The following is a 26,328-nucleotide window of genomic DNA, read 5'->3' on the forward strand; positions in this document are numbered from 1 at the left end:
TGCTGTGCTTCGGGCGAAAACGAACTACTTTGGCTCGCTCGCCTACCGGTCAACCTCAAAGCGTCCGGTTAGTAGCCAGGCACCAGGCAGCGTTTGTTTTCGATGTGATATTCGAATTCGCTACGGAAGTGCTTGAGCATGCCTTGCACCGGCATCACGGCAGCGTCGCCCAGCGCACAAATAGTGCGGCCCGCGATATTGCCACCGACGGACAACAGCAGATCCAGATCTTCCGGACGCCCCTGGCCGTGCTCGATGCGGTGAATCACGCGGTACAACCAGCCAGTGCCTTCACGACACGGCGTACATTGACCGCAAGACTCTTCAAAATAGAAATACGACAGACGCTCCAGCGCCTTGACCATGCAGGTGTCTTCGTCCATCACGATGACCGCACCGGAACCCAGCATCGAACCCGCTTTGGAGATCGAGTCAAAGTCCATGGTGGTATTCATCATGATTTCGGCCGGCAGTACCGGCGCGGACGAACCACCAGGGATGACCGCTTTAAGTTTCTTGCCGTTGCGCATGCCGCCAGCCAGTTCCAGCAATTCCGGGAAAGGCATACCCAGCGGCACTTCATAGTTACCCGGACGATTCACATGGCCGGAAACCGAGAACAGCTTGGTACCGCCGTTGTTCGGCTTGCCCAGTTCCAGGAATTTCTGACCACCATTGCGCACGATATACGGCACGGACGCATAGGTTTCGGTGTTGTTGATCGTGGTCGGCTTGCCATACAGACCAAAGCTGGCGGGGAATGGCGGTTTGAAGCGCGGCTGGCCTTTCTTGCCTTCCAGCGACTCCAGCAATGCGGTTTCTTCACCGCAGATGTACGCGCCATAACCATGGTGAGCGTGCAGCTGGAAGTTGAAACCCGCGCCGAGAATGTTGTCGCCCAGGAAGCCAGCTTTGCGGGCTTCTTCCAGCGCTTCTTCAAAGCGCAGATAGGCTTCGAACACTTCGCCGTGAATGTAGTTGTAGCCGACCGTGGCACCCATGGTGAACCCGCCGATGATCATGCCTTCGATCAACGCGTGCGGGTTGTACTTGATGATGTCCAGATCTTTGAAGGTACCCGGCTCGCCTTCGTCGGTATTACAGACGAGGTATTTCTGGCCAGGAAAGCTGCGCGGCATGAACGACCATTTCAGGCCGGTCGGGAAGCCCGCACCACCACGACCACGCAGGGCCGAGGTCTTCATTTCAGCAATGATCGAATCTTGCGTCAGTTTTTCTTCGGCAATTTTCTTCAGCGCAGCATAACCGCCACGCTTGATGTATTCGTCGATACGCCAGCAATCTGGGTTGGAGAAGTCCACGCCCTCGAAAACGACGCCATTTACATACGTAGCCATTATTCGAGCTCCGCCAGTTTCTTGTCGATTGCTTCGGGCGTCATATGGCTGCACATGCTGTGATTGTTCAGCAGCATTACCGGCGCATAACCACAGGCGCCCATACATTCGCCTTCCATTAGCGTGAACTTGCCGTCAGCAGTGGTTTCGCCGTAGCCAATACCCAGCTTTTGCTGCAGGTATTTGCCAGCGTCGGCACCGCCAGACAAGGCACAGGGCAAATTGGTACAAACGGTCAGTTTGTTTTTGCCAATGGGCTTGAGCTGGAACATGTTGTAGAACGTGGCGACTTCCAGCGCTGCAACCGGCGGCAGGTCAAGGTAGTTAGCCACGAACTCGATGGTTTCGTTAGCCAGCCAGCCTTTTTCAACCTGGGCAATACGCAGCGCAGACATGAGCGCCGAACGCTTTTTGTCGGCCGGATACTTGGTCAGTTCACGGTCGATCTGCGCGAGGGATTCCGGGGACAACATCAGCGATCCACCTCACCAAATACGATATCTTGCGTGCCGATAATGGCCACAACGTCGGACAGCATGTGACCGCGCGACATTTCGTCGAGCGCAGACAAATGCACATAACCGGGCGGACGAATCTTCAAGCGGTAAGGCTTGTTGGCGCCGTCGGAGATCATATAGATACCGAACTCACCCTTCGGATGTTCAACGGCGGCATAAGCTTCGCCCGCTGGCACATGCATGCCTTCAGTGAACAACTTGAAGTGGTGGATCAGCTCTTCCATGTTGCTCTTCATGTCAACACGTGAAGGTGGCGCCACCTTGTAGTTTTCGGTAATGACCGGACCCGGATTGGCACGCAACCAGGCGATACACTGCTTGATGATGCGGTTGGACTGGCGCATTTCTTCAACGCGAACCAGATAACGGTCGTAACAGTCACCGTTTTTGCCGACCGGAATATCAAAGTCCAGCTTGTCGTACACTTCGTACGGCTGTTTCTTGCGCAGATCCCATTCCACACCCGAGCCACGCAGCATGGCGCCGGTCAGCCCCAGCGCCATGGCGCGTTCCGGCGTCAACACACCGATACCCACGGTACGTTGTTTCCAGATGCGGTTATCGGTCAGCAGGGTTTCGTATTCGTCGACATAAGTCGGGAAACGATTGGTGAAGTCTTCAATGAAATCGAGCAGCGAGCCTTCGCGGTTTTCGTTCAGGCGCTTGATGGCAGCCGCGTTGCGCACCTTGGATGCCTGATACTTGGGCATCTGGTCTGGCAAGTCGCGGTACACACCACCTGGACGATAGTACGCAGCATGCATACGCGCGCCCGAGACCGCTTCGTAGCAGTCCATCAGGTCTTCACGTTCGCGGAAGGCGTACAAGAAGATGGTCATCGCGCCGCAATCGAGGCCGTGCGAGCCAATCCACATCAGGTGATTCAGAATCCGGGTGATTTCATCAAACATCACGCGAATGTATTGCGCGCGGATCGGCACTTCCAGGCCAATCAGCTTTTCAATTGCCATGCAATACGCATGCTCATTGGCCATCATCGACACATAGTCGAGACGGTCCATATAAGGCAGAGACTGGATAAACGTCTTGGATTCGGCCAGCTTTTCAGTAGCGCGGTGCAACAGACCAATGTGCGGGTCGGCACGCTCAACCACTTCACCATCCAGCTCCAGCACCAGACGCAGCACGCCGTGTGCGGCCGGATGTTGCGGGCCAAAGTTCAGGGTGTAATTACGGATTTCAGACGCCACCGTAGTTCTCCTCGCGAATGATGCGCGGTACGACTTCGCGCGGTTCGATGGTGACCGGCTGATAGATCACGCGGGATTGTTCCGGGTCGTAACGCATTTCAACGTAACCGGACAACGGGAAGTCTTTACGGAACGGGTGACCGACAAAACCGTAGTCGGTCAGGATACGACGCAGATCCGGGTGGCCTTCATAGATAATGCCGTACAGGTCGAACGACTCGCGTTCAAACCAGTTCACGCCCGGCCAGATATCGATCAGCGAAGCGATGACCGGGAAATCATCATCCGGACAGAACACGCGCAAACGCAGACGGATGTTGTGGGTATAAGACAACAGGTGCGAAACGGACGCGAAACGCAGACCGGTCCACGCGCCATCACCGTAGGTGCTGTAATCCACGCCGCAAAGGTCGACATTGGCCTCAAAACGCAGATCAGCGTGATCGCGCAGCAAGGTTGCGGCTTCGATCAATTTGGCGGCGGGCACTTCGAGCGTTACTTCATCCAGCGCCATGGTCAGCGACGAGATTTTGTCGTCACCCAGTACACGCTTGATGTCTTCAATCAGTTGATTCAGGGTTTTTGCCACAAGTCACCTCACCCGTTCGCCTGCTCGAGCTGGCGAGCCCGGGCGATGGTGTTGGTCCGCTTGATCTTGTTCTGCATCTGGATCAAACCATAGAGCAAGGCTTCGGCCGTTGGCGGGCAGCCCGGGACATAGATATCCACCGGCACGATACGGTCACAGCCGCGCACCACTGAATAAGAATAGTGATAGTAACCACCACCGTTGGCACAGGAGCCCATGGAGAGCACCCAGCGTGGCTCCGGCATCTGGTCGTACACCTTGCGCAGGGCCGGTGCCATTTTGTTGCACAGCGTACCGGCAACAATCATCAGATCGGATTGGCGTGGCGACGGGCGGAACACGATACCGAAACGGTCGAGGTCATAACGCGCGGCGCCCGCGTGCATCATCTCGACCGCACAACAGGCCAGACCAAACGTCATCGGCCACAACGAGCCGGTACGTGCCCAATTCATTACCGCATCAACGGATGTAGTAACGAAACCTTTTTCAAGACTTTGCGATGCAGCTGCAGTCATTGCTTTACTCCCACTCCAGCGCGCCCTTCATCCACTCGTAGGCGAAACCGACAACGAGGATGGCCAGGAAAATCAACATGGAAAAGAAACCGAAAGAGCCGATTTCCTTGAGCACGAGCGCCCAAGGCACGAGGAAGGCCACTTCCAGATCGAACAGAATGAACAGGATGGCAACGAGGTAGTAGCGCACGTCAAACTGGATACGCGCATCTTCAAACGCTTCGAAACCACATTCATAAGGGGAGAGTTTTGCGGGGTCCGGCTTGTAGGTTCCAAGCAGACGACTAAAAAGCCCACCCATGGCCATCAACCCTCCACCGATCAACGTACCGACGATGATGAAGAGCAATATGGGGAAGTAATTCTGTAGCATGTCGATCCCCGATAAGATCAATTACAGACAAATAGAAATGAAACGGTTGCGACTATTTTTTTACTGAAGCTATTTCTGAAACCTGGTACTGCAGCCTGCGAATACCGCCAGCAGGCCCGATTTACTTGATCAACGCAAAGAAGCACTGATTTCATACAGGAAAAAACGCCGGGATTGTTGCCCCGGCGTTTTTCCGAATCCTTGGTGCCGACAGAGAGACTCGAACTCTCACGGCCGCAGCCACTACCCCCTCAAGATAGCGTGTCTACCAATTCCACCATGTCGGCCTGGTACAACACCTGAACAATAACCGGGCAGCGATTATTCAGGGATCTTGCTTTGCGCTGGCACGGATGCCGTTGCAGGCGCCGAAGCCACAGCCTTAACATCGCCCATCACGCCCAACTCGGAAGACCGGCTTGGCGAAGTCAGCATGACCAGAGCAAGGCTGCTTGCGAAAAAGACAGTTGCCAGCACAGCGGTACTACGGCTCAAAAAGTTCGCCGAACCGGAAGAGCCGAACAAGCTGCCAGCCGAACCGCTACCGAAGGCTGCACCCATGTCCGCACCTTTGCCGTGCTGCATCAGGACGAGAACGATTGTCGTCAGTGCAGACAACACATTCACAATCAAAACGAGGCTTTTAAGAAGTTCCATCTTTTCTCATCAACGCGGCGCGAATTCTAGCGCCGCCGTGGTATTTTTGCAATCAAAGGCAAGGTCATTACAACGCTGTTGACCCTGCGCAAGGATTACATTTGCATTAATGTGCAGCGCGGCAAATCCGCAAAAATTCGGTCGCCGAAAGCGCCGCACCCCCAACCAGAACCCCGTCCACGCCATCGACTCCCATGATGGCTGCGGCGTTGTTTCCCTTTACACTTCCGCCATATAGCACGCAGGTATGCTGACTTAACGTCTGCTTGATGAACGCATGCATTTCTGCGATTTGTTCAGGTGCAGCCGTTACGCCGGTACCCACTGCCCACATCGGTTCGTACGCGACCGCATACAAACTTGTTGGCACGCCAGACAATACTTTCAGCTCATCGGCAATGACATCGCGCGCCACGCCTTGATCACGCTGTGCCTGGCTTTCGCCAACGCAGTAGATTGGCAGCAAACCGGCATCCAGCGCTGCGCGAACCTTGCGCGCGGCTGTTTCACTGGTCTCACCAAAATAAGTGCGGCGCTCGGAGTGACCAATGATCACCAGTTCACACCCTACGTCCGCCAGCATCGCGGCTGAGACTTCGCCGGTGTATGCACCAATATGAAATTCGCACAAATCCTGTGCCCCCAGTTGCACCGGGGTATCCACCAGCAAGGACTTGGCTAGCGACAAATAAGGATAAGGCATGCAAATCGAGACATTGGAGCCGAGTTCAGCTCTTGCCAGCTCTGGCACCACCGAGCGCACTTGCCCGACGCTGCCATGCATTTTCCAGTTACCAACTACCAGTTGCTTGGCCATGCCACATACCAATGTGGTTTGCAAAAGAACGCGATTGTAGGCCGCGCGCGTAGGGTGCGTCAAACCTGGCGGGCGGCGTGAAACACTGGATTAACAGTCATTTGGCGACATGCCACGGTGAATGAGTCATCCGCCACGCCGCAACATCACTAATACTCATGTATCAGACTGGGTCGGGCGTCGGTTTGTTGCAGCCCGTTGTATGCGCGAGCCGACTGGTTGTCGGATTTTCAAGCAGGTGCCAGTTACGTCAAAACAACATTTCTCTTTAATATCATTCACCTGAGATTACTCCTGCATCCATGGGAGTAATGTGACACCGACTTGTAATATTTCGGAAACACTTCAGGTCTAGGATGCCGCCGAGTCGGGAATGGTACCCGTCGTTGCTCAACCGGAGAAAAACATCATGACATATGGGCGCAAAGTGCTCGTATCGCTGGGCCTGACTGCTGGCCTCTTTACTGCTCAAGCCATGGCTGCCGATATCACCGGCGCTGGTTCTACCTTTATTTACCCGCTGGCCGCCAAATGGGCAGAAACCTACAAGGCCAAGACCGGCGTGGGTCTGAACTATCAATCTATCGGTTCGGGTGGCGGTATCAAGCAAATCCAGGCCAAGACTGTTGACTTTGGCGCCTCCGACAAGCCGCTCAAGCAAGAAGAGCTGGATAAGGCTGGCCTGGTACAGTTCCCGGTAGCAATGGGCGGTGTGGTGCCGGTTGCCAATCTGGTTGGCATCAAAGGCGGTGACCTGAAGCTGAACGGCTCCGTACTGGCTGACATTTTCCTGGGCAAGATCAAGAAGTGGAATGACCCGGCCATTGCCAAGCTGAACCCGACTGCAAAACTGCCTGATTCAGCCATCACCGTGGTTCACCGCGCTGACGGTTCCGGCACAACCTTCATTTTCACCAACTACCTGTCCAAGGTTAACGCCGACTGGAAGAGCAAGGTTGGCGAAGATGCAACCGTGCAATGGCCAAGCGGTGTAGGTGGCAAGGGTAACGAAGGTGTTGCTCAATACGTTCAGCGCATCAAGGGCGCGATTGGTTACGTGGAATACGCGTACGCCAAGCAGAACAAGATGAACTACATCAACCTGCAGAACAAGTCGGGTGAGTTTGTTGCACCGACTGAAGCTGCATTCAAGGCTGCTGCTGCTGGCGCCGACTGGAAGAGCGCACCTGGCTTCTACGTGATCCTGACCGAACAAGCCGGCAAGACTGCATGGCCAATCACCGGTGCCACGTTTGCCCTGATGCAAAAGAAACAAGACAAGCCGGAACAAGGCAAAGAAGTGTTGAAGTTCTTTGACTGGTCCTACGCCAATGGCGACCAGACTGCTTCGGGCCTGGACTATGTGCCAATGCCAAACGACGTCAAGGACGTGATCCGCTCGTCGTGGAAGCAAATCACCGACAACAGCAACGCGCCAGTCTGGAAGTAAGACGGCTAACGGCATAATAAGTACAAGGGACTGGCATGAACGATAAAATGCACCCTGAGTACGCGCCACAAACAACAGGAGCCGGGTTGGCTCCTGTTGTTGTTAAGCCGACCCCGGAGAAGCAGATGACTTCACAAGAACAGCGGCTGCGGCAGCAAATGCTGCAAGACCGTATATTCCGCGGCACCACCCGCTTTTTTGCTTTTTTTGTGCTCGTCCTGTTGGCGGGCATCATTCTTTCGCTCCTGATCGGCGCCTGGCCGGCGATCAAAGAGTATGGCTTCGGCTTTATCACGGGTACCGACTGGAACCCCGTCACTGAAAAATTCGGTGGCTGGAACTCAATTCGCGGCACCCTGCTCTCTTCTTTCATTGCCTTGTTGATCGGCGTGCCGGTGAGCTTTGGCATTGCGATTTTCCTGACCGAACTTTCACCCGTATGGCTGCGTCGCCCGTTGGGCATTGCCATTGAATTGCTCGCTGGCGTGCCATCGATCATTTACGGCATGTGGGGTCTGTTTGTGTTCGCACCGTGGTTTGCCGACAACGTGCAACCGTGGCTGGCCGAACATAGCGCCGGCCTGCCGTTGATTGGCGGCTTGTTCGACGGTCCACCCATGGGTATCGGTATGCTGACCGCCGGTTTGATCCTGTCGGTGATGGTCATTCCGTATGTATCGTCAGTCATGCGCGACGTGTTTGAAGTCGTCCCACCGATGCTCAAGGAATCCGCCTACGGCCTTGGCGGCACCACTTGGGAAGTCGTCTGGAACGTGGTTCTGCCCTATACCCGTAACGGTGTGGTCGGCGGTGTGATGCTGGGTCTGGGCCGTGCCTTGGGTGAAACCATGGCGATCACCTTTGTGATTGGTAACGCACAGCAACCCATCCACAGCCTGTTTGATCCTTCGACCTCGATCTCGGCCACACTGGCCAACGAGTTCACCGAAGCGACCACCGTACTGCATACCAGCAGCCTGATTTTCCTGGGCCTGTTGCTGTTCTTCATCACCTTTGTGGTGCTGACGATTTCCAAGCTGATGCTTCTGCGCATGCAACGCGCAGAAGGCAAATCTTCCTGAGCGGAGCGAACATGTCGTCTACTTATATTCGCCGACGCATTGTCAACGTACTGAGCCTGGCCCTGTCAGTTGCTGCCATGTTGTTTGGTCTGTTCTGGCTGGCCTGGATTCTCTACACGCTGTTCAAGAACGGTTTTGGAGGCCTGGCACTCACACTGTTCACGCAAACCACACCTGCCCCGGGCAGCGCAGGCGGCTTGTCCAATGCGATTCTGGGCAGCTTGCTGATGTCGTTGACTGGCACGCTGGTGGGTACGCCGATTGGCATTCTGGCCGGCACCTATCTGGCCGAGTTTGGCGATCGTGGCTGGCTGGCTCCGGTAACCCGCTTTATCAATGACATTCTGCTATCCGCGCCGTCGATTGTGATCGGCTTGTTCATGTACGAAGTCTACGTGGTCAAGACAGGGCACTTCTCGGGTTGGGCCGGTTCGTTTGCGCTGGCCATTCTGGTTATTCCGGTGGTGGTACGCACTACCGAAAGCATGTTGCGCCTGGTTCCGCACAGCATGCGTGAAGCAGCCTACGCGCTGGGTGCACCGCAATGGAAAATGACTCTGCTGGTCACTCTGCGCGCCGCCAAAGCTGGTGTGGTCACCGGCGTACTGCTGGCCGTGGCCCGCATCGTGGGTGAAACCGCGCCGCTGCTGTTTACTTCGCTTAACAACCAGTTCTACAGCAACATGAACCAGCCAATGGCCAACTTGCCAGTGGTGATCTTCCAGTTCGCAATGAGCCCGTACGAAGACTGGCATAACCTGGCATGGGCCGGCAGTTTGCTGATTGGCCTGTTTGTACTGGCGATGAACGTGATCGCCCGTACGCTGATCAAACCCCAGCAACAACACTAAGCCGCAGGGACGAAACGAAAATGCGACTTCAGGACTCCAGCATGACCGCAGAAACCAAGATCAAACTCGCCGTCAATAATCTGAATTTCTATTACGGCAACTATCACGCGCTGAAAAACATCAATCTGAATATCCGCGAAGGCAAAGTCACCGCCTTTATCGGCCCTTCGGGTTGCGGCAAATCCACGCTGCTGCGCACCTTTAACCGCATGTATGAGCTTTACCCGAAGCTGCGCGCCGAGGGCGAGATCATCATGAATGGCAACAACGTGCTGGATCGCGGCGTTGACCTGAACATGCTGCGCGCCAAGGTGGGCATGGTGTTCCAGAAGCCAACGCCCTTCCCGATGTCGATTTACGACAACATCGCGTTTGGCGTGAAGCTGTACGACAACCTTTCCAAATCCGAGATGGATGATCGCGTGGAATGGGCATTGTCCAAGGCTGCACTGTGGAATGAAGCCAAAGACAAGCTGCGCCAGTCAGGCCTGGGCCTGTCGGGTGGTCAGCAACAGCGTCTGTGTATCGCCCGCGCCATTGCCGTGAAGCCAGAAGTGCTGCTGCTGGATGAACCAACCTCCGCGCTGGACCCGATCTCCACTGCGCATATCGAAGAACTGGTGCACGAACTCAAGCGCGATTACACCATCGCAATTGTGACCCACAACATGCAGCAAGCAGCGCGCGTTTCGGACTACACCGCTTATATGTACCTGGGCGAACTGGTCGAAGTGGGCGAAACCGACACCATCTTCACCACACCAACCAAGAAAGCGACCGAAGACTATATCACCGGTAAATTCGGTTGATTACTGGTTGAACACATTCTGGCAGTTGACCGTCAGACAAGAAAAAGCCCGCAAAAGCGGGCTTTTTCTTTTGTCGCTACCAGAAGAAACGAGCCTTCTGCCCGATACACATCACAACTGGATCAGTCTGCGCTCGCTTCGTTGGTGACTACAGCGGCAATCGACTCAGCCCATTGCTCGGCGGCACCGGCATCAACGTGTTCGACCATGACACGAACCAGCGGTTCGGTGCCCGAAGGACGCAACAGTACACGCCCCTGGCTACCCATTGCGGCTTCCGCCTTCTGCACCGCTTCGCGAATTGAAGGCGAAGAACTGACCTGGAAACCCTTGCCGATGCGCACATTCTTGAGCACCTGCGTCGACAAGGTCAGTTCATCGCGGAAGGCGCTGAGTGTCTTGCCTTGCTCGATCAGCGCTTCCAGCACTTGCAACGCCGAAACAATGCCGTCGCCCGTGGTGTGCCTATCCAGGCTCAAAATATGACCGGAACCTTCGCCGCCCAACACCCAGCCATTAGCTTGCAGGCGCTCCAGCACATAGCGATCGCCCACCTTGGCCCGTTCAAAGGCGATTCCAGCGGCTTTCAGGCCGTTCTCGACCCCGAGGTTAGTCATGAGTGTGCCGACCACGCCACCGCGCAGCGAGCCCTGCTCGGCGCGATAACGGGCCAGTACATAGATCAGCAAGTCGCCATCGATGATGGAACCATCGCCATCCACCATGATGAGCCGGTCGCCGTCACCGTCCAGTGCGATACCGTAATCAGCGCCTTCGGCCAGTACGGTTTTGCGCAGCAACTCAACGTGCGTGGCACCGCAGTTTTCGTTGATGTTGTAGCCATTGGGCTTATCGCCGATGGTAATGACTTCGGCACCCAGCTCGTGGAACACGTGAGGAGCCACCTGGTAGGTTGCGCCGTGGGCACAATCGACCACGAGTTTGAGGCCACGCAGGTCAAATTCGTTGGGGAAGGTTGATTTGCAGAATTCGATATAGCGGCCAGATGCATCACCCACGCGCCAGGCTTTACCCAGCGTTTTGGAACCGACGCAAGGTTGCGCGTCGTCGATAGCCTCTTCAATGGCCTGCTCGACGTCATCCGGCAGCTTTTTGCCACCAGCACCAAAGAACTTGATGCCGTTATCGTAGTAAGGATTGTGCGACGCAGAGATCACTACGCCCGCGGACAAACGCAATGCGCGAGTCAAATAAGCGACGCCCGGCGTAGGCAGCGGCCCGGTCACATGCACATCCACACCCGCGGCGTTCAAACCCGCTTGCAGGGCGGCTTCCAGCATGTAACCGGAAACCCGGGTGTCTTTACCAATCAGGACCGCAGCATGGTCACCGCTTTGGCGGCGTTCGGTTGTAGCGAGCACCCGGCCAGCGGCGTAACCCAGCTTCATGGCAAATTCCGGGGTAATCGGATACTCCCCAACCAAGCCACGCACACCATCCGTACCGAAATATTTGCGTCCCATTTCTGAATCCTGAAATTAACCAACCGTTAAGCAAAAAGCCGCGCTCATTGTAAGGCTTGCCAGATTTTCAGCGCATCCACAGTTTCCCTGACATCATGCACCCGCACGATGGCCGCGCCCTTTTGCGCAGCGAGTAACGCCGCCGCCACACTGGCTGCCATGCGGTCGCTCACGACCCGGCCGGTGATTTGACCCAGCATGGACTTACGCGATACGCCAATCAGCAAGGGACAGCCGAGCGCCTCGCGCATTTGCGGCATGGCGTTAAATAACGCGATGTTGTGCGCCAGGTTTTTGCCAAAACCAAAACCCGGATCCAGCAGGATGCGACTGCGTTCAATGCCGGCTTGCTCAGCCTCGTCCCGGCGAGTTGCCAGATAGCTGGTAACTTCAGCCACCACGTCGTCATATTCTGGCGCGACCTGCATGGTGCGCGGCTCGCCCTTCATATGCATCAGACAGACAGCCACGTTGCCTTTGGCCGCCACTCGCAGCGCGCCCTCACCTTCCAGCGCGGCGATGTCATTGATGAGGTCAACACCGGCATCCAGCGCGGCCAGCATCACCGCCGGGCGCCGCGTATCAATGGACAGAGGCACATTCAGCGACTTCAGCGCGGTAATAACCGGCACCACGCGGGCAATCTCGTCTTCGATGCTGACCAACTCAGCACCGGGGCGCGTCGATTCGCCGCCGATATCAATGATGTCCGCGCCCTGGCTTACCAGCGTCTCCGCATGCGCAACGGCTTTGGAACAGGTATCGAAACTGCCACCATCAGAAAACGAATCGGGCGTCACGTTCAAGATGCCCATGACTTGGGGGCGATCGAGCGTCAGAGTAAAGCGGCCACACTGCAAACTGTGCATTGGAACTCCGGGCATGCGCGCAAAAGACAATTCAATCAGAACCTTTGCTTTGCCACGCTACAGAAGAAAAAAGCGGCCACAATGTGGCCGCTTTGGTATTACTTGCTGACAATCAGGCTTCAGTAGCCGGGGTTGTCGTCGCTGCCGGAGCATCACCACTTGGACGGTCACCGGACGGCGCTGTTGGCCGGGTTGGTGGCGATTTTGGTGGGCGCGGATCGCGACCTTGCATGATGTCTTCGATCTGCTCGGCATCGATGGTTTCCCAATCGAGCAGCGCACGCGTCATCGCTTCAACCTTGTCACGATTGGTCTCCAACAGATTGCGCGCCAATGCATATTGCTCGTCGATAATGCGGCGGATTTCGCCATCGACTTGCTGCATGGTAGTTTCCGACACGCTCTTGTGCGTGGTTACCGAACGACCAAGGAACACTTCGCCTTCGTTCTCGCCATAAACCATCGGACCGAGCTTGTCGCTCATACCGTAGCGGGTCACCATGTCGCGCGCCATTTGCGTAGCACGCTCAAAGTCGTTCGACGCACCGGTGGTCATCTGGTTCATGAACACTTCTTCTGCGATCCGGCCACCAAACAAAATGGCAATGCGGTTCAGCAGGTATTCACGGTCATATGCGTAACGGTCTTCTTCCGGCAGTTGCATGGTCACACCCAGCGCACGACCACGCGGAATGATGGTGACCTTGTGCACCGGATCGGCCTTGGGCAACAGCTCTGCTACCACCGCATGACCGGATTCGTGGTAAGCCGTGTTGCGCTTTTCTTCTTCCGACATAACCATGGTGCGGCGCTCCGCGCCCATCATGATCTTGTCCTTGGCCGACTCAAAGTCATCCATGTCGACCAGACGTTTGTTACGGCGAGCGGCAAACAGCGCGGCTTCGTTCACCAGGTTGGCCAGATCGGCCCCGGACATACCCGGAGTACCGCGAGCCAGCACACTCGGCTCGACGTCATTGGAGATCGGCACCTTGCGCATGTGCACGCCAAGAATCTGTTCGCGACCACGGATATCCGGCAGCGAAACCACAACCTGACGATCGAACCGGCCCGGACGCAGCAAAGCCGGGTCCAGTACGTCTGGACGGTTGGTCGCAGCAATCACGATCACGCCGGAGTTGCCTTCAAAGCCGTCCATCTCAACCAGCATCTGGTTCAGTGTTTGTTCACGCTCATCGTTACCGCCGCCCATGCCGGCGCCACGCTGGCGACCAACGGCGTCGATTTCATCGATGAAAATGATACAAGGGGCGTTTTTCTTGGCGTTTTCGAACATGTCGCGAACGCGAGCCGCACCCACACCGACAAACATTTCAACGAAATCCGAACCGGAAATCGAGAAGAACGGCACCTTGGCTTCGCCAGCAATGGCCTTGGCCAGCAGCGTTTTACCGGTACCGGGCGACCCCACCATCAAGATACCGCGTGGCATACGGCCACCCAGGCTCTGGTATTTGGTTGGATCACGCAGGTAATCAACAATTTCAGCAACTTCTTCTTTGGCTTCATCGCAACCGGCGACATCAGCAAATGTCACCGAATTGTTGGATTCATCCAGCATGCGGGCGCGGGATTTGCCGAAGCTGAACGCCCCGCCTTTGCCACCGCCTTGCATCTGTCGCATGAAGAAGACCCAGACGCCAATCAGCAACAGCATCGGGAACCACGAAATAAACAGCTGCGTCAGGAAGCCCTGCTCTTCTTCCGGCTTGGCCGCAAACTTCACGTTGTGCTTGATCAGCGTATCAACGAGGCGGAAATCGAACGGCGCGTAAGTGGAGAACGCGGAGCCGTCATTGCGCTTGCCGCGAATCCATTGACCACGCAGTGGATAGCCTTCGATCTCCACACTGGAGACACGATCAGCTTCCACATCCGCCATGAACTGCGAGTACGGCACTTGGCCGACTGTGTCCTGGCGTTTGGTAAATTGATTGAAGACCGTCATCAGGACCAAACCAATGATCAGCCAGATGGCGATATTCTTACCTAAATTATTCATTTCCCAAGCCCTTTAACCGGGTAACGAAGCAGGAACCACACAAGGGCGCACACCTTGCTCCTGTCGCATAAATGCTTGCTGCACAGCGGAATTCTAACCGCTCAATCCTTTTTTTGCTTGCCAAGCAGATACATTTCCGCGCTACGGTCACGCGAAGCTTTCGGTTTACGCGTTACCACTGTGGCAAAAGTGTCACGCATTGCGGTCATATATTCGTTATAGCCATAACCCTGGAATACCTTGACCAGGAAATGGCCACCTGGTTTCAAATGATTTTGAGCAAATTCCAGAGCAAGCTCACACAGATACATGGAACGGGCTTGATCGGTCACCGCCGTCCCAGTGATATTTGGGGCCATATCGCAAATCACAAGGTCTACCTGACGATCTCCGAGCAAATCACTATATGCCTTCAGTACCGATTCTTCGCGAAAATCGCCCTGAATGAAATCAACGCCTGGAATAAATCCCATTTCCAGGATGTCCAGCGCAAAGACCCTTCCGCTATTACCAACGATCCGCGCCGCGACTTGCGACCAGCTTCCGGGGGCAGCGCCCAGGTCAGCCACCCACATCCCGGGTTTGATCAGCTGATCTTTATCGTTTATTTCCAGCAGCTTATATGCAGCACGGGCGCGATAGCCATCCTTTTGCGCCATCTGCACATACTGGTCATTCACATGTTCTTGCAACCATGCATTGCTGGTCTTGGTCCGTGCCATCCGGTACAATCGCCTGTTTATTCAAGGTATTAAATCAAAAATGGAACTTACTCCGGATCAGCGCCGCTATTTGCGTGGCCTTGCCCATCATCTTAATCCGGTCGTGATGATCGGTAACAACGGCCTGACCGATGCCGTGATCCGTGAGATTGCGCTCAATCTGGATGCGCATGAACTGATCAAGGTTCGTGTGCTGGGTGATGATCGCGAAGCCCGCGTGCAATACCTGGAACAAATCTGCAAAGACTTGGGTGCATCGGCAGTACAGCATCTGGGCAAGCTGTTGATCATCTATCGTCAGGCAGATGCAGAACGCACCCGCATCGTGCTGCCGAAGGCCAAAAAAGCCAAGTAATGCTTGAGGAGTGGGGTAACGGCGCGAGATTTACCGCCCTCCCCACTCTGGCTTGCCGGGCAGATACACCAGGTTTTACCCCGCGCTTCACCCTTCCCGCCCTAACCGCTTATTTGTTGTCCATCTTCCAGACGTAGACCAAGCCAAACAATGCCTGCACCGCATAGATAGCGGTAGAAATGGTATGCCAGTTGGCAAAACCACCACCAAACACGCCGACAGCGCTCTCGCTCAGTTTTGATTTCACCCCGGCCAGAATCGGGAAGATGGCAAACTGGTTGAGCAGTGTGCATACCAGCATGCCAATCAGCAGCCAGAACGCGCCAGTCTGGAACGCCCGCAATCCATCAAACCAGATGCGATAGATCAGCAGATATACGCCAGCCACAATCCCAACCCAGCCCATAGCGTGCAATATCTTGGCCGCTAGCACCGGCGCGAACCCATGACTGGCATCCAGCGTCAAAAACAACAATGGCAACACCAGCAGCCCCACAATCCACAGGCCACCAATCCACAATACGGTCAGTACGTTTTTGAGTCCGTTACCCATTTTTTTCTACGAGAAGTGAGGGGTTAGGTACGAGGGATAGCCAGCACGTGGTGCAGGTAAAACGCAGAGCGGGGCTTATACCTCGACCCGCGCTCGCCAAGCCTTACAGATACTTCACATCCAGCACTTCATATTCGCGGATGCCACCAGGCGCTACAACTTCAGCGACATCACCGGCATATTTGCCGATCAGTGCACGCGCAATCGGGCTGGAGACGGAAATCTTGCCGTCTTTCAGATTGGCTTCATCGTCACCCACGATCTGGTAAGTGACGTTGCCACCGGCTTCCAGGTCTTCCAGGTCAACTGTTGCGCCAAACACCACGCGGCCTTCTGCGGTTTGTGCCAGCGAAGCAGGGTCAATCACTTGCGCGTTGGAAATTTTGCTTTCCAGATCGGCAATACGGCCTTCTACAAAGGATTGTTTTTCCTTGGCAGCATCATATTCTGCGTTTTCCGACAAATCGCCGTGTGAACGGGCTTCGGCAATGGCGGCAATGACTTCAGGGCGGTCAACACTTTTCAGGCGTTGCAACTCTGCCTTCAGTTTTTCCGCACCGACAACGGTCAGCGGGACTTTGATCATTTCTTGTTCTCCTGCGGCCCAAGAGGCCTGGTTTTCCAATGCGGCGCCGCCTTGCAAACCAGGTTGAAGGTCTCGCGGCCAGACAATAAAAGCACAACCGCCGCCCTTTGCAGAAAGGGCGGCGGTTGTGGCGTTGCAGGTAATAAGGTATCAGGCTTTAAGCAAACGGTGCAAGCCCTGCAGGTCGTAAACCTTCACCTCGCCCAGATCACGCATGCCGATACATGCTGCACGCGCGCCCGCGATGGTGGTGTACACCGGCAGTTTGGCCTTGAGCGCTTCGTGGCGGATGGAGTAACTATCCTGAATCGCCTGACGACGCTCTTCCACCGTATTCACGATCATGGCGATCTCGCTATTCACGATCATGTCCACGATGTGCGGACGGCCTTCAGTCACCTTGTTGACTGGCGTCACTTCCACGCCAGCCTCTTCCAGCGCCAAAGCCGTGCCCTTGGTAGCAATGATCTTGAAGCCCAATTGCACCAATACGCGCGCGCACTCGACGGCCACGGGCTTGTCGCTCTCTTTCACCGAGATAAACACATTGCCTGATGTCGGCAGCACGATGCTGGCGGCCAGTTGCGACTTCACAAAGGCCTCGGCAAAAGTCTCGCCTACGCCCATGACTTCACCGGTCGACTTCATTTCCGGCCCAAGGATGGTATCCACGCCGGGGAATTTCACGAACGGGAACACCGCCTCTTTCACCGAGTAATACGGCGGGATCACTTCTTTGGTCACACCCTGACTGGCCAGCGTCTGCCCCATCATGCAGCGAGCTGCGATCTTGGCCAGCGGCAGGCTGGTGGCCTTGGACACATACGGCACGGTCCGCGAAGCGCGTGGGTTTACTTCCAGTACAAATACTGTGGCTTCCGCGCCTTTGCCCTGGATCGCAAACTGCACGTTCATCAGGCCGATCACGTTCAGCGCTTTGGCCATCGCCACGGTCTGGCGACGCAGTTCGTCTTGCAGCTCTTTGCTGAGCGAATACGGTGGCAGCGAGCAAGCCGAGTCACCGGAGTGCACGCCAGCTTGTTCGATGTGCTCCATGATGCCGCCGATCAGCACTTCTTCGCCGTCGGAGATGGCATCCACGTCCACTTCAATCGCGTCATTCAGGAAGCGATCCAGCAGCACCGGGCTGTCGTTGGAGACCTTCACCGCCTCACGCATATAGCGGGCCAGATCGTCCTCAGAGTGCACGATGCGCATGGCGCGACCGCCCAGCACGTAAGACGGGCGCACTACCAGCGGATAACCGAGGTTGGCAGCCAGCACCAGCGCGTCTTTCTCGTTACGCGCGGTGGCGTTAGGCGGCTGGCGCAATGCCAGATCCTGCAGCAGTTTCTGGAAGCGCTCGCGGTCTTCTGCGGCGTCGATCATGTCCGGGCTGGTGCCGACAATCGGCACGCCGTTGGCTTCCAGCGCCCGCGCCAGTTTCAGCGGAGTCTGACCACCGTATTGCACGATCACGCCAACCGGTTTTTCAACGGCCACGACTTCCAGCACGTCTTCCAGTGTCAGCGGTTCAAAGTAGAGACGATCAGACGTGTCGTAATCGGTAGAAACGGTTTCCGGATTACAGTTGACCATGATGGTTTCATAACCATCTTCGCTCAGCGCCAGTGCGGCGTGCACGCAACAGTAGTCAAACTCGATACCTTGGCCGATGCGGTTCGGACCGCCACCCAGCACCATGACTTTCTTCTTGTCGGTGGGGTTGGCTTCGCACTCTTCGTCATAGCTGGAGTACATATACGCGGTGTTGGTGGAGAACTCAGCCGCACAAGTATCCACGCGCTTGTACACCGGGCGCACGCCAGCCGCATGACGCGCCCGGCGCACGGCGTTCTGATCGGTACCCAACAAAGCACCGATGCGACGATCCGAGAAGCCTTTACGCTTCAGTTTGCGCAGATCAGCGCCAGTCAGGCTTTCCAGAGTACGGCCACGCAGCGCGGCTTCGTCTTTCAGCAAGTCTTCAATCTGTACCAGGAACCACGGGTCAATCTTCGACAGATTGTGAATTTCATCCAGACTCATGCCGACGCGGAATGCATCAGCCACGTACCAGAGGCGCTCCGGGCCAGGCGAGGCAATTTCAGACTCAATCTTCGCGCGATCAGTGGTGAGTTCGTCAAAGCCGGACATGCCGGTTTCGAGGCCACGCAATGCTTTTTGCAGCGACTCTTGCTGAGTGCGGCCAATCGCCATCACTTCGCCGACCGACTTCATTTGTGTGGTCAGGCGGTCATTGGCTTGCGGGAATTTCTCAAACGCAAAACGCGGAATCTTGGTAACCACGTAATCGATAGACGGCTCGAACGAAGCCGGGGTCTTGCCGCCGGTGATTTCATTCTTCAGCTCGTCCAGCGTGTAACCCACGGCCAGTTTGGCAGCGATCTTGGCGATCGGGAAGCCGGTCGCCTTGGAAGCCAGCGCCGACGAACGCGATACGCGCGGATTCATTTCGATCACGATCAAACGACCATCTGCCGGGTTGACCGAGAACTGCACGTTAGAACCGCCGGTATCCACACCGATCTCGCGCAATACCGCGATCGATGCGTTACGCATGATCTGGTATTCCTTGTCGGTCAGCGTTTGCGCCGGGGCGACGGTGATCGAGTCACCGGTATGCACGCCCATCGGGTCCAGGTTCTCAATGGAGCACACGATAATGCAGTTGTCGGCGCGGTCACGCACCACTTCCATCTCGTATTCTTTCCAGCCCAGCAGCGACTCTTCAATCAGCAGCTCTTTGGTCGGCGACAAATCCAGACCGCGGGTACAGATTTCGATGAATTCCTGGATGTTATAAGCGATACCGCCGCCCGAACCACCCATGGTAAACGATGGCCGAATGATCGACGGAAAGCCCAGATTGGCTTGGGCGGCGAGCGCTTCTTCCAGCGTGTGGGCAATGGCAGACTTGGCAGAACCAAGGCCGATCTTGTCCATTGCCGCTTTGAATTTCTGGCGATCTTCAGCCTTGTCGATGGCTTCTGGCGTGGCACCAATCAGCTCGACCTTGTACTTGTCCAGCACACCGTTGCGCCACAGATCCAGTGCACAGTTCAGCGCAGTCTGACCACCCATGGTCGGCAGGATCGCATCAGGGCGTTCCTTGTCGATGATTTTCTCGACCACTTGCCAGGTAATAGGCTCGATGTAAGTCACGTCGGCCATGTTCGGGTCGGTCATGATCGTGGCCGGATTGCTGTTGACCAGAATAACCTTGTAACCCTCTTCACGCAGGGCTTTACATGCCTGCGCGCCGGAATAATCGAATTCGCACGCCTGGCCGATGATGATCGGGCCAGCGCCAATAATGAGAATGCTTTTAATGTCTGTACGTTTTGGCATTGCTTGCTACCTGTGATGACGAGAAGAAGTGAAGGCGCGCCGGGCACGCCGCATACACTGCTTAACGTCGGTGTTCTTCCATCATTTTGATGAAGCGATCAAACAGATACGCTACGTCGTGCGGGCCTGGGCTGGCTTCCGGGTGACCCTGGAAGCTGTAGGCCGGGCGGTCGGTCAGCGCAATGCCTTGCACGGTGCCGTCAAACAAGGAACGATGAGTCACGCGCACGTTGGCAGGCAGGCTGGTTTCATCGACCTGGAAGCCATGATTCTGGCTGGTGATCATCACGTGACCGGTATCCAGATCCTGCACCGGATGGTTGGCACCGTGGTGACCAAACTTCATCTTGCTGGTCTTGCCGCCAGTGGCCAGACCCAGCAACTGATGGCCCAGACAGATACCAAAGGTCGGAATGCTTTTTTCCAGGAACACCTGAATGGCTTCGATCGCGTAATCACATGGCTCTGGATCGCCAGGGCCGTTGGACAGAAACACACCATCCGGATTCATCGCCAAAACATCGGCAGCCGGGGTTTGTGCCGGCACCACAGTCAGCTCACAGCCCCGTTCGGCCAGCATGCGCAGGATGTTGTGTTTGACGCCGAAGTCATAGGCCACAACCTTGAACTTCGGGTTGGACTGAACGGTGTAACCCACGCCCAGCTTCCACTCTGCCGTCGTCCACTCGTAGCGCTCGGTAGCGCTCACGACCTTGGCCAGATCCTGGCCAGCCATCGAGCCAAACGACTTGGCTTTTTCTACGGCAGCAGCGGCATCGATGTTGTCGCCGCTCACGATACAGCCAGGCTGAGCGCCCTTCTCACGCAGGATACGGGTCAGCTTGCGGGTATCGATATCGGCAATGGCCACCACATTGTGTTTGACCAGATACTCGCCCAGGCTCATCGAAGCGCGGAAGTTCGAATGCAGCAAAGGCAGATCGCGGATGATCAAACCGGCAGCAAACACGCCACGGCTTTCCACGTCTTCCGGATTCACACCGTAGTTGCCAATATGAGGATAAGTCAGGGTAACGATCTGACGACAGTAGGATGGATCGGTCAGAATTTCCTGGTAACCGGTCATCGCGGTATTGAAAACCACTTCGCCGATGGTTTCGCCATCAGCGCCAATCGATGTACCGTGAAACAGGGTGCCGTCGGCAAGCGCAAGTAAAGCAGGTTTGGACACTGGCGGCTCCTGGGCATTGCGCCCGCAGATATGAGAATCGGTGCGGGAGTCTGTAGCAACGCCCGCCCACCCGGCCAGTATGGGCGGGGTTTTCGGGCCGTTCAGGCTCCCCTATACGTAGAAAAACGGGACAGGTTGCCCTGGCCCGTTCGTCTGCACAAAATTTTCCGGATTCTATCGCGAAACGCGTTTTACTTCAACATTTCAATGCGTTAGGACAAATGCAGGAGCACCCCGACATCACCTCGCAATGGGCCATTAAAGCCTTTGCGATCAATGACATCCGCGCGTGTTTAAACCTTGTTACAGCAGTTTTTCGATATCGGCCACCAGCGACTCTGGCGTGGCGGTAGGCGCATAACGGTCGACCACATTGCCTTCCCGATCAACCAGGAACTTGGTGAAGTTCCATTTGATCGACTCGGTGCCCAATAGCCCCGGATGCTCGGATTTCAGAAACTGATACAGCGGATGTGCCCCGCTGCCGTTGACATCCACCTTGGAAAACATCGGGAACTGCACGCCAAAGCTGGTGGAGCAAAAATCGAGGATTTCTGCATCTTCACCAGGCTCTTGCGCGCCAAACTGGTTGCAGGGAAAGCCCAGTACTTGCAGGCCTTTGTCATGAAAGCGCTGGTAAATGGCCTGCAGGCCCTCATATTGAGGAGTGAAGCCGCAGCGGCTGGCGACATTCACAATCAGCAGCACCTGGCCGCGAAAGCGCTCCATGGCGACATCGTTACCCTGAATGTCGTCGACATGAATCCCGTAAAGACTGGACATGGTGTTTCTCCGTGCGTTGCCAGATAGTGCTTTCCTGCCACACATGGGCTGGGTGACAATCTGGCTGTGTAATTCTGAAAAATGCGAATAAAGCCCGAATCCTGATGCTGTTTAATCCATCCCGCGATGAAGCGCGCCACTTCATGATCGAATCATGGCGCAAACACCAGATCCCCGGCCTTGAGCCAATGACGGATCTGGAGAAGATGACGGCGGCGGTTCTGCTGCGCCACCCGGAATACCACCATTTTTTGACGCCGGATTATCTGGACCAGGACTGGCCGGTGGAATACGGCGAAACCAATCCTTTTCTGCATATCAGCATGCATCTGGCTATCGAGGAACAACTTTCCATTGATCAGCCCTTTGGCATTCGCGCGCTATATGGAGAGTTGTGCAAAGTGGCGGGCAACGAGCACGACGCGCAGCACTGGATGATGGAAGGCCTGGGTGAAATGCTGTGGCAGGCGCAACGCTACGGCTTGCCGCCTGATCCGTCAGTGTACCTCAATATCCTGCGCCAAAAGCTGCCGGGCAGCGCGACCAACCCACCGAATCAGCCCACCTGAGCCGTTGCAGTTACTGCGCCCTCAGCTCTTTGCGGTCGGCGACCAGTACCTGCAATTCTTTCAAACGCGCGTCGATCCCGGATAGCTGATAAAAGTCGGCACCAGGCTGGCGCTGCGCGATCTGGAATTGTTCAATGGCGGCGGTGTATTCATGCTGAAAGGCGTAATACTCGCCCTGAGCCATATGCTGGCGCTGTGCCTGGCCAGTGACTTCGTAGATTTTTGCCTGCCGTTGGTACAACGCGGCATCCATCACCCCTGCCGTCTGAATAGCCGCCAGCGCTTCGTCATATCGCCTTGCACGCGTTAATGCATCCACTTCGCCATAAATCAGTGCCCGACTGGCGGGGAAATGCCGTTCCGCCTCGCGAAAGAGCGTTAGCGCGTCGTCATATTTCTGTTGCTCCAGCCGGATAGAGCCAGCCAGATATTCCAGCACCGGGTGCGACTCGGGCTTGCCATAGACCTCCCGGACACGCAGCAAAGTTTGCCAGGCATTGTCGTAATCGCCAACGCGGGCTTGGGCAAACGCCAAACCATATAAATGAGCCCCCAGATTGGGGTAGCGTTTTTCTGCCAGCGTGCTGCGGTAACGCTGGACGGTGGCTTTAAGGTCGTCCGACTGCAGCACAATAGCGCGCTCACGCAAATACAGATAGTCCGCTGAATCAACGACTTGCTTGTAACGCACGTCGGCCAGCCGGTCTTCTGCTTCGGCAATACGGCGGTAGGTCACCGGATGGGTACGCACGAATTCAGGCGCATTGAATTCCAGCAAACGATTGGCCTTTTGCATGCGGCCAAAAAAGGTCGGCATGGCATAGGGATCAAACCCGGAAGCAAGCAGTGTTTGCATGCCTATGCGATCGGCCTCTTGTTCATAGGCATAGGTGAAGTCGAGTTGCCGCTGGATCAGATACCCCGACGTACCCGCCGCAGCTGCCACGCCAATATCACCCGCGCCGCCGTGCGCCGCCAGAATCGCTAACCCCAGCGCCGCCAGCGTGATCCACGGCGTCATGCGCTGGGAGTCAATCATGCGTGCCAGATGGTGCTGGGTAACGTGCGAGATCTCATGCGCCATGACGGCTGCGAGTTCGGACTCATGCTGGGTGGTGGCAATCAGCCCGGTGAAGACGCCGACAAAGCCGCCAGGCAAGGCAAAAGCGTTAATGGAGCCATCGCGCACGATAAAAAACGTGAACGGGATATTGCTACCGTTGGCTTCCACCAGCAGACGGCCGATCTGATTGATGTAATCCGTTAATTCGGCATCATCCAGCATATCGCCGCTGCGGCGAATTTCCAGCATCGCCGCTTCTCCGATCAGCCGCTCCTGCGTGGGCGTCAGGCCCTGGCGGGAGTCCTCACCAAGATTGGGCAGATTGCCGGTATCGGCACGCACGACCGGCAGCGCCAGCAAACCCGCCAGCGCCGCAACCAGCACTCCGTTTCGTAAAGTCATGCAACGCAAGGCACATCCTCATTCATGCCCCTGACCATTTGCGCCAGGGTGGGCATGAGTCTGTCCAGAAGGCTTACGACTCCCCAAAATGGAATTCTTCACCACCGTGCAAGGTGATGGCGGTGGCCAGATCGGCAAAGAATTCGCCATCATCGCGGGTGTTGCGCCATTGACCATTTTGCATGCGGTAATGAAAACCACCGTGTTTGGCAGCGATCCACAATTCTTGATTGGGTACGTGGCGATTGACGATGATTTTGCTGCCATCTTCAAACTCAAGTTCCAGCACGTTACCCTGGCGCTGTGGGTCAATATCCGCAGTGGCATCGTCACAAGCAGCTTCGATGCGATCGAGAATGGTGTCGGAAAGATTCAGGAATTCGGATTCAGTCATGGTCATGTTCTTGCATGGTAATATCGCGATTTTGCCACCAAAGCCCCCACTCATGCGCGCTCTGTTAGGTTGTATTGCGCTGGTATCCTTGACCGCCTGCGGCTTCAAGGGTCCGCTCTACCTGCCCCCTCATCCCAAAGCATCGGCCCCCGCAAAAGCAAGCGCGCCGGTAGCCAGCAAACCTGCGGCCAGCGCCCCGGCCGCCGCCAAAGCTTCAGCGGCCGAGAACGCCAGCGACCCCGTCACGCTGGATGATCTGGTCGAATAAGCACGCCAGCCAAGCCTGCTGCTACGGCAGGCTTGCACTGTTGCTCAACGCTTGCGCAATGCGCGCCAGAGCAAACCAGGCCAGTCGGTGGCACCCAACTTGGGCCGCTGGCGGAACATGTCGTAGTCGCTACGCTTGAGTTTTTCCAGCACCGCATCGCCGCCCAACACAGTCAGCCGTAACTCCAGGCCAATCCGGCCAGGCAAAGCCAGCGCCAGTGGCGAGCCGCCCTTGAGCATGCGCCGGGTACGATCCACCTGAAACGCCATCAATCTTCGCCACGCCACATCTGACGTTTGCTGGGCAATCATGGCCTCGGTGACGCCAAAACGCTGCAAATCGGCCTGCGGGATATAAACGCGCCCTTTTTGCCAATCCACGGCCACGTCTTGCCAGAAATTGATCAATTGCAGCGCAGTGCAAATGCCATCGGATTGCGCCAGATGCGTGGGCGTTGCTGCGCCAAAGATATGCAGCAATATCCGCCCGACCGGATTGGCCGAATGCCGGCAATACTGCACCAGCTCGCCAAAATCCTCGTAACGGGTTTTGACGACGTCTTGTTCAAATGCGGTCAGCAGATCGCCGCAAAGACCAAGCGGAATCTGGTACTGGGTAATCGTCGTTGCCAGCGCCTGATAACGCGCCGTTTGTGGTGTTTCACCGCGCTCAATGCGGGCCAGTTCCGCCCGGCAAGCAGCCAGTGCCTGCAAGCGTTCTGCCGGTGTGGCATCGCCCTCATCCGCCAGATCATCAGCGTGGCGGGCAAAGTGGTAAACGCTGGCTACCGCCTTGCGATAGCGGTGCGGCAACAGCATTGAACCGACGGGAAAGTTTTCGTAATGTTCGACCGATTGGCCAGGAGTTATATCAAACATAAACCTGCTTCAGGCTGACAGATTGCTAACACTTCATGCAGCATACGTGGGCGTTTGGCATCACAGTCTGCTAAAACAAGACGGTGGTCTCGCAATCAACACACCAATCAAGGAGTCTTTCATGAAGAAATGGTTCGTCGCGCTTCTCAGCGTATTCATGCTGATGGGTTCCGCGTTTGCTGCAGTCAATATCAACAATGCAACTCTGGAGCAACTCGAATCCCTTAACGGTATCGGCCCTTCCAAAGCTCAGGCCATTATCGACTATCGCACCAAAACCGGCCCGTTCAAGGCTCCCGAAGATATCATGAAAGTGCCAGGCATCAAGGAAGGCACTTACAACAAGATCAAGAGCGATATCGCGGTCAGTGGCGCTACCACTGCTGCTGCGGCAGCGGCCACCAAAACACCGGCGCCTGCCAGCAAAGCTCCGGCAGCCAAGGCAACACCGACGCCGGCACCAGCCGCAGCGGCAGCAACGCCAACGCCAAAACCGACCAAGCCGCCGAAGCCAGCCAAGACCAAGGCCTCGCAATAAGCCTCGATCGCTCTATCGGTTCTGGCTTGCACACATAAAAAGAC

The 26,328-nt window shown here is 56.0% G+C and carries 28 protein-coding genes and 1 tRNA gene; 8 read left to right on the forward strand and 21 right to left on the reverse strand.

Features of this window, described 5'->3' with window-relative positions:
• Positions 1-68: 68 nt before the first annotated feature.
• The 9 genes from nuoF to tpiA form a co-directional block, all read right to left on the reverse strand.
• On the reverse strand, positions 69-1,358 hold the full coding sequence (nuoF, locus tag N7220_RS04355) for an NADH-quinone oxidoreductase subunit NuoF (RefSeq protein WP_283150244.1): 1,290 nt from the start codon (positions 1,356-1,358) through the stop codon (positions 69-71).
• The gene (gene nuoE / locus N7220_RS04360) at positions 1,358-1,831 is read right to left on the reverse strand and encodes an NADH-quinone oxidoreductase subunit NuoE (protein WP_283150245.1); all 474 of its coding nucleotides are present in this window, start codon (positions 1,829-1,831) and stop codon (positions 1,358-1,360) included. The genes nuoF and nuoE overlap by 1 nt, the downstream gene beginning before the upstream one ends.
• On the reverse strand, positions 1,831-3,087 hold the full coding sequence (locus N7220_RS04365) for an NADH-quinone oxidoreductase subunit D (protein WP_283150246.1): 1,257 nt from the start codon (positions 3,085-3,087) through the stop codon (positions 1,831-1,833). Before N7220_RS04365 ends, nuoE begins: the two co-directional genes overlap by 1 nt.
• Positions 3,077-3,676 (reverse strand): NADH-quinone oxidoreductase subunit C, encoded by a 600-nt coding sequence (locus N7220_RS04370; RefSeq protein WP_390901566.1) that lies wholly within the window; start codon positions 3,674-3,676, stop codon positions 3,077-3,079. Before N7220_RS04370 ends, N7220_RS04365 begins: the two co-directional genes overlap by 11 nt.
• Positions 3,677-3,684: 8 nt before the next feature.
• On the reverse strand, positions 3,685-4,194 hold the full coding sequence (locus tag N7220_RS04375; RefSeq protein WP_283150247.1) for a NuoB/complex I 20 kDa subunit family protein: 510 nt from the start codon (positions 4,192-4,194) through the stop codon (positions 3,685-3,687).
• Between the two features lie 4 nt (positions 4,195-4,198).
• Positions 4,199-4,567: an NADH-quinone oxidoreductase subunit A gene (gene ndhC / locus N7220_RS04380; RefSeq protein WP_283150248.1), complete on the reverse strand. Its 369-nt coding sequence runs from the start codon at positions 4,565-4,567 to the stop codon at positions 4,199-4,201.
• 202 nt (positions 4,568-4,769) lie between these two features.
• Positions 4,770-4,854: transfer RNA gene (locus N7220_RS04385), tRNA-Leu, on the reverse strand.
• Between the two features lie 34 nt (positions 4,855-4,888).
• Positions 4,889-5,224, reverse strand: coding sequence for a preprotein translocase subunit SecG (gene secG, locus N7220_RS04390; protein WP_283150249.1), 336 nt, complete (start codon positions 5,222-5,224; stop codon positions 4,889-4,891).
• A 106-nt stretch (positions 5,225-5,330) separates the two neighbouring features.
• Positions 5,331-6,041, reverse strand: a complete 711-nt coding sequence (tpiA, locus tag N7220_RS04395) for a triose-phosphate isomerase (protein ID WP_283150250.1) — start codon at positions 6,039-6,041, stop codon at positions 5,331-5,333.
• Positions 6,042-6,450: 409 nt separating this feature from the next.
• Between tpiA and pstS the strand changes: the two genes are divergently transcribed.
• From pstS to pstB, 4 genes are all read left to right on the forward strand, one after another.
• The gene (gene pstS / locus N7220_RS04400; RefSeq protein WP_283150251.1) at positions 6,451-7,491 is read left to right on the forward strand and encodes a phosphate ABC transporter substrate-binding protein PstS; all 1,041 of its coding nucleotides are present in this window, start codon (positions 6,451-6,453) and stop codon (positions 7,489-7,491) included.
• A 125-nt stretch (positions 7,492-7,616) separates the two neighbouring features.
• Positions 7,617-8,573 carry a phosphate ABC transporter permease subunit PstC gene (pstC, locus tag N7220_RS04405; protein WP_283150252.1) on the forward strand — a complete coding sequence of 319 codons (957 nt, stop codon included), beginning with the start codon at positions 7,617-7,619 and terminating at the stop codon, positions 8,571-8,573.
• 11 nt (positions 8,574-8,584) lie between these two features.
• A complete protein-coding gene (pstA, locus tag N7220_RS04410; RefSeq protein WP_283150253.1) occupies positions 8,585-9,424 on the forward strand; it encodes a phosphate ABC transporter permease PstA in 840 nt (279 codons plus the stop codon).
• Between the two features lie 41 nt (positions 9,425-9,465).
• Positions 9,466-10,233 carry a phosphate ABC transporter ATP-binding protein PstB gene (pstB, locus tag N7220_RS04415; RefSeq protein ID WP_283150254.1) on the forward strand — a complete coding sequence of 256 codons (768 nt, stop codon included), beginning with the start codon at positions 9,466-9,468 and terminating at the stop codon, positions 10,231-10,233.
• 122 nt (positions 10,234-10,355) lie between these two features.
• Here the strand turns inward: pstB and glmM are convergent, their stop codons facing one another.
• From glmM to rlmE, 4 genes are all read right to left on the reverse strand, one after another.
• Positions 10,356-11,717 (reverse strand): phosphoglucosamine mutase, encoded by a 1,362-nt coding sequence (glmM, locus tag N7220_RS04420; RefSeq protein WP_283150255.1) that lies wholly within the window; start codon positions 11,715-11,717, stop codon positions 10,356-10,358.
• A gap of 44 nt (positions 11,718-11,761) precedes the next feature.
• Positions 11,762-12,586 carry a dihydropteroate synthase gene (folP, locus tag N7220_RS04425; protein WP_283150256.1) on the reverse strand — a complete coding sequence of 275 codons (825 nt, stop codon included), beginning with the start codon at positions 12,584-12,586 and terminating at the stop codon, positions 11,762-11,764.
• Positions 12,587-12,698: 112 nt separating this feature from the next.
• Positions 12,699-14,609: an ATP-dependent zinc metalloprotease FtsH gene (ftsH, locus tag N7220_RS04430; RefSeq protein ID WP_283150257.1), complete on the reverse strand. Its 1,911-nt coding sequence runs from the start codon at positions 14,607-14,609 to the stop codon at positions 12,699-12,701.
• A 101-nt stretch (positions 14,610-14,710) separates the two neighbouring features.
• Complete coding sequence (gene rlmE / locus N7220_RS04435) at positions 14,711-15,331, reverse strand: 23S rRNA (uridine(2552)-2'-O)-methyltransferase RlmE (protein ID WP_283150258.1); 621 nt, start codon at positions 15,329-15,331, stop codon at positions 14,711-14,713.
• Between the two features lie 40 nt (positions 15,332-15,371).
• Here rlmE and yhbY point away from each other — a divergent pair, with 40 nt between their 5' ends.
• The gene (yhbY, locus tag N7220_RS04440) at positions 15,372-15,686 is read left to right on the forward strand and encodes a ribosome assembly RNA-binding protein YhbY (RefSeq protein WP_283150259.1); all 315 of its coding nucleotides are present in this window, start codon (positions 15,372-15,374) and stop codon (positions 15,684-15,686) included.
• A 109-nt stretch (positions 15,687-15,795) separates the two neighbouring features.
• On the opposite strand, the gene N7220_RS04445 is transcribed toward yhbY, so the two are convergent.
• From N7220_RS04445 to N7220_RS04465, 5 genes are all read right to left on the reverse strand, one after another.
• On the reverse strand, positions 15,796-16,239 hold the full coding sequence (locus N7220_RS04445) for a DUF4149 domain-containing protein (protein ID WP_283150260.1): 444 nt from the start codon (positions 16,237-16,239) through the stop codon (positions 15,796-15,798).
• Between the two features lie 103 nt (positions 16,240-16,342).
• A complete protein-coding gene (greA, locus tag N7220_RS04450; RefSeq protein WP_283150261.1) occupies positions 16,343-16,825 on the reverse strand; it encodes a transcription elongation factor GreA in 483 nt (160 codons plus the stop codon).
• A gap of 150 nt (positions 16,826-16,975) precedes the next feature.
• A complete protein-coding gene (gene carB / locus N7220_RS04455) occupies positions 16,976-20,197 on the reverse strand; it encodes a carbamoyl-phosphate synthase large subunit (protein ID WP_283150262.1) in 3,222 nt (1,073 codons plus the stop codon).
• A gap of 61 nt (positions 20,198-20,258) precedes the next feature.
• Positions 20,259-21,389 carry a glutamine-hydrolyzing carbamoyl-phosphate synthase small subunit gene (gene carA, locus N7220_RS04460; RefSeq protein WP_283150263.1) on the reverse strand — a complete coding sequence of 377 codons (1,131 nt, stop codon included), beginning with the start codon at positions 21,387-21,389 and terminating at the stop codon, positions 20,259-20,261.
• A gap of 303 nt (positions 21,390-21,692) precedes the next feature.
• On the reverse strand, positions 21,693-22,172 hold the full coding sequence (locus N7220_RS04465) for a glutathione peroxidase (RefSeq protein ID WP_283150264.1): 480 nt from the start codon (positions 22,170-22,172) through the stop codon (positions 21,693-21,695).
• A gap of 104 nt (positions 22,173-22,276) precedes the next feature.
• Between N7220_RS04465 and N7220_RS04470 the strand changes: the two genes are divergently transcribed.
• Entirely contained in the window at positions 22,277-22,741 is a 465-nt protein-coding gene (locus tag N7220_RS04470) for a DUF1841 family protein (protein WP_283150265.1), read from the forward strand.
• A 10-nt stretch (positions 22,742-22,751) separates the two neighbouring features.
• Here N7220_RS04470 and N7220_RS04475 read toward each other — a convergent pair whose 3' ends face one another.
• A complete protein-coding gene (locus N7220_RS04475) occupies positions 22,752-24,206 on the reverse strand; it encodes a M48 family metalloprotease (protein WP_283150266.1) in 1,455 nt (484 codons plus the stop codon).
• A gap of 73 nt (positions 24,207-24,279) precedes the next feature.
• Positions 24,280-24,600, reverse strand: a complete 321-nt coding sequence (cyaY, locus tag N7220_RS04480) for an iron donor protein CyaY (RefSeq protein WP_283150267.1) — start codon at positions 24,598-24,600, stop codon at positions 24,280-24,282.
• A 52-nt stretch (positions 24,601-24,652) separates the two neighbouring features.
• Here cyaY and lptM point away from each other — a divergent pair, with 52 nt between their 5' ends.
• The gene (gene lptM, locus N7220_RS04485) at positions 24,653-24,868 is read left to right on the forward strand and encodes an LPS translocon maturation chaperone LptM (protein WP_283150268.1); all 216 of its coding nucleotides are present in this window, start codon (positions 24,653-24,655) and stop codon (positions 24,866-24,868) included.
• A gap of 44 nt (positions 24,869-24,912) precedes the next feature.
• On the opposite strand, the gene hpnC is transcribed toward lptM, so the two are convergent.
• A complete protein-coding gene (gene hpnC, locus N7220_RS04490; protein ID WP_283150269.1) occupies positions 24,913-25,746 on the reverse strand; it encodes a squalene synthase HpnC in 834 nt (277 codons plus the stop codon).
• A gap of 121 nt (positions 25,747-25,867) precedes the next feature.
• Here hpnC and N7220_RS04495 point away from each other — a divergent pair, with 121 nt between their 5' ends.
• A complete protein-coding gene (locus N7220_RS04495) occupies positions 25,868-26,284 on the forward strand; it encodes a ComEA family DNA-binding protein (protein WP_283150270.1) in 417 nt (138 codons plus the stop codon).
• Positions 26,285-26,328 lie beyond the last annotated feature (44 nt).

Source organism: Silvimonas soli, assembly GCF_030035605.1.
Classification (GTDB): Bacteria; Pseudomonadota; Gammaproteobacteria; order Burkholderiales; family Chitinibacteraceae; genus Silvimonas; species Silvimonas soli.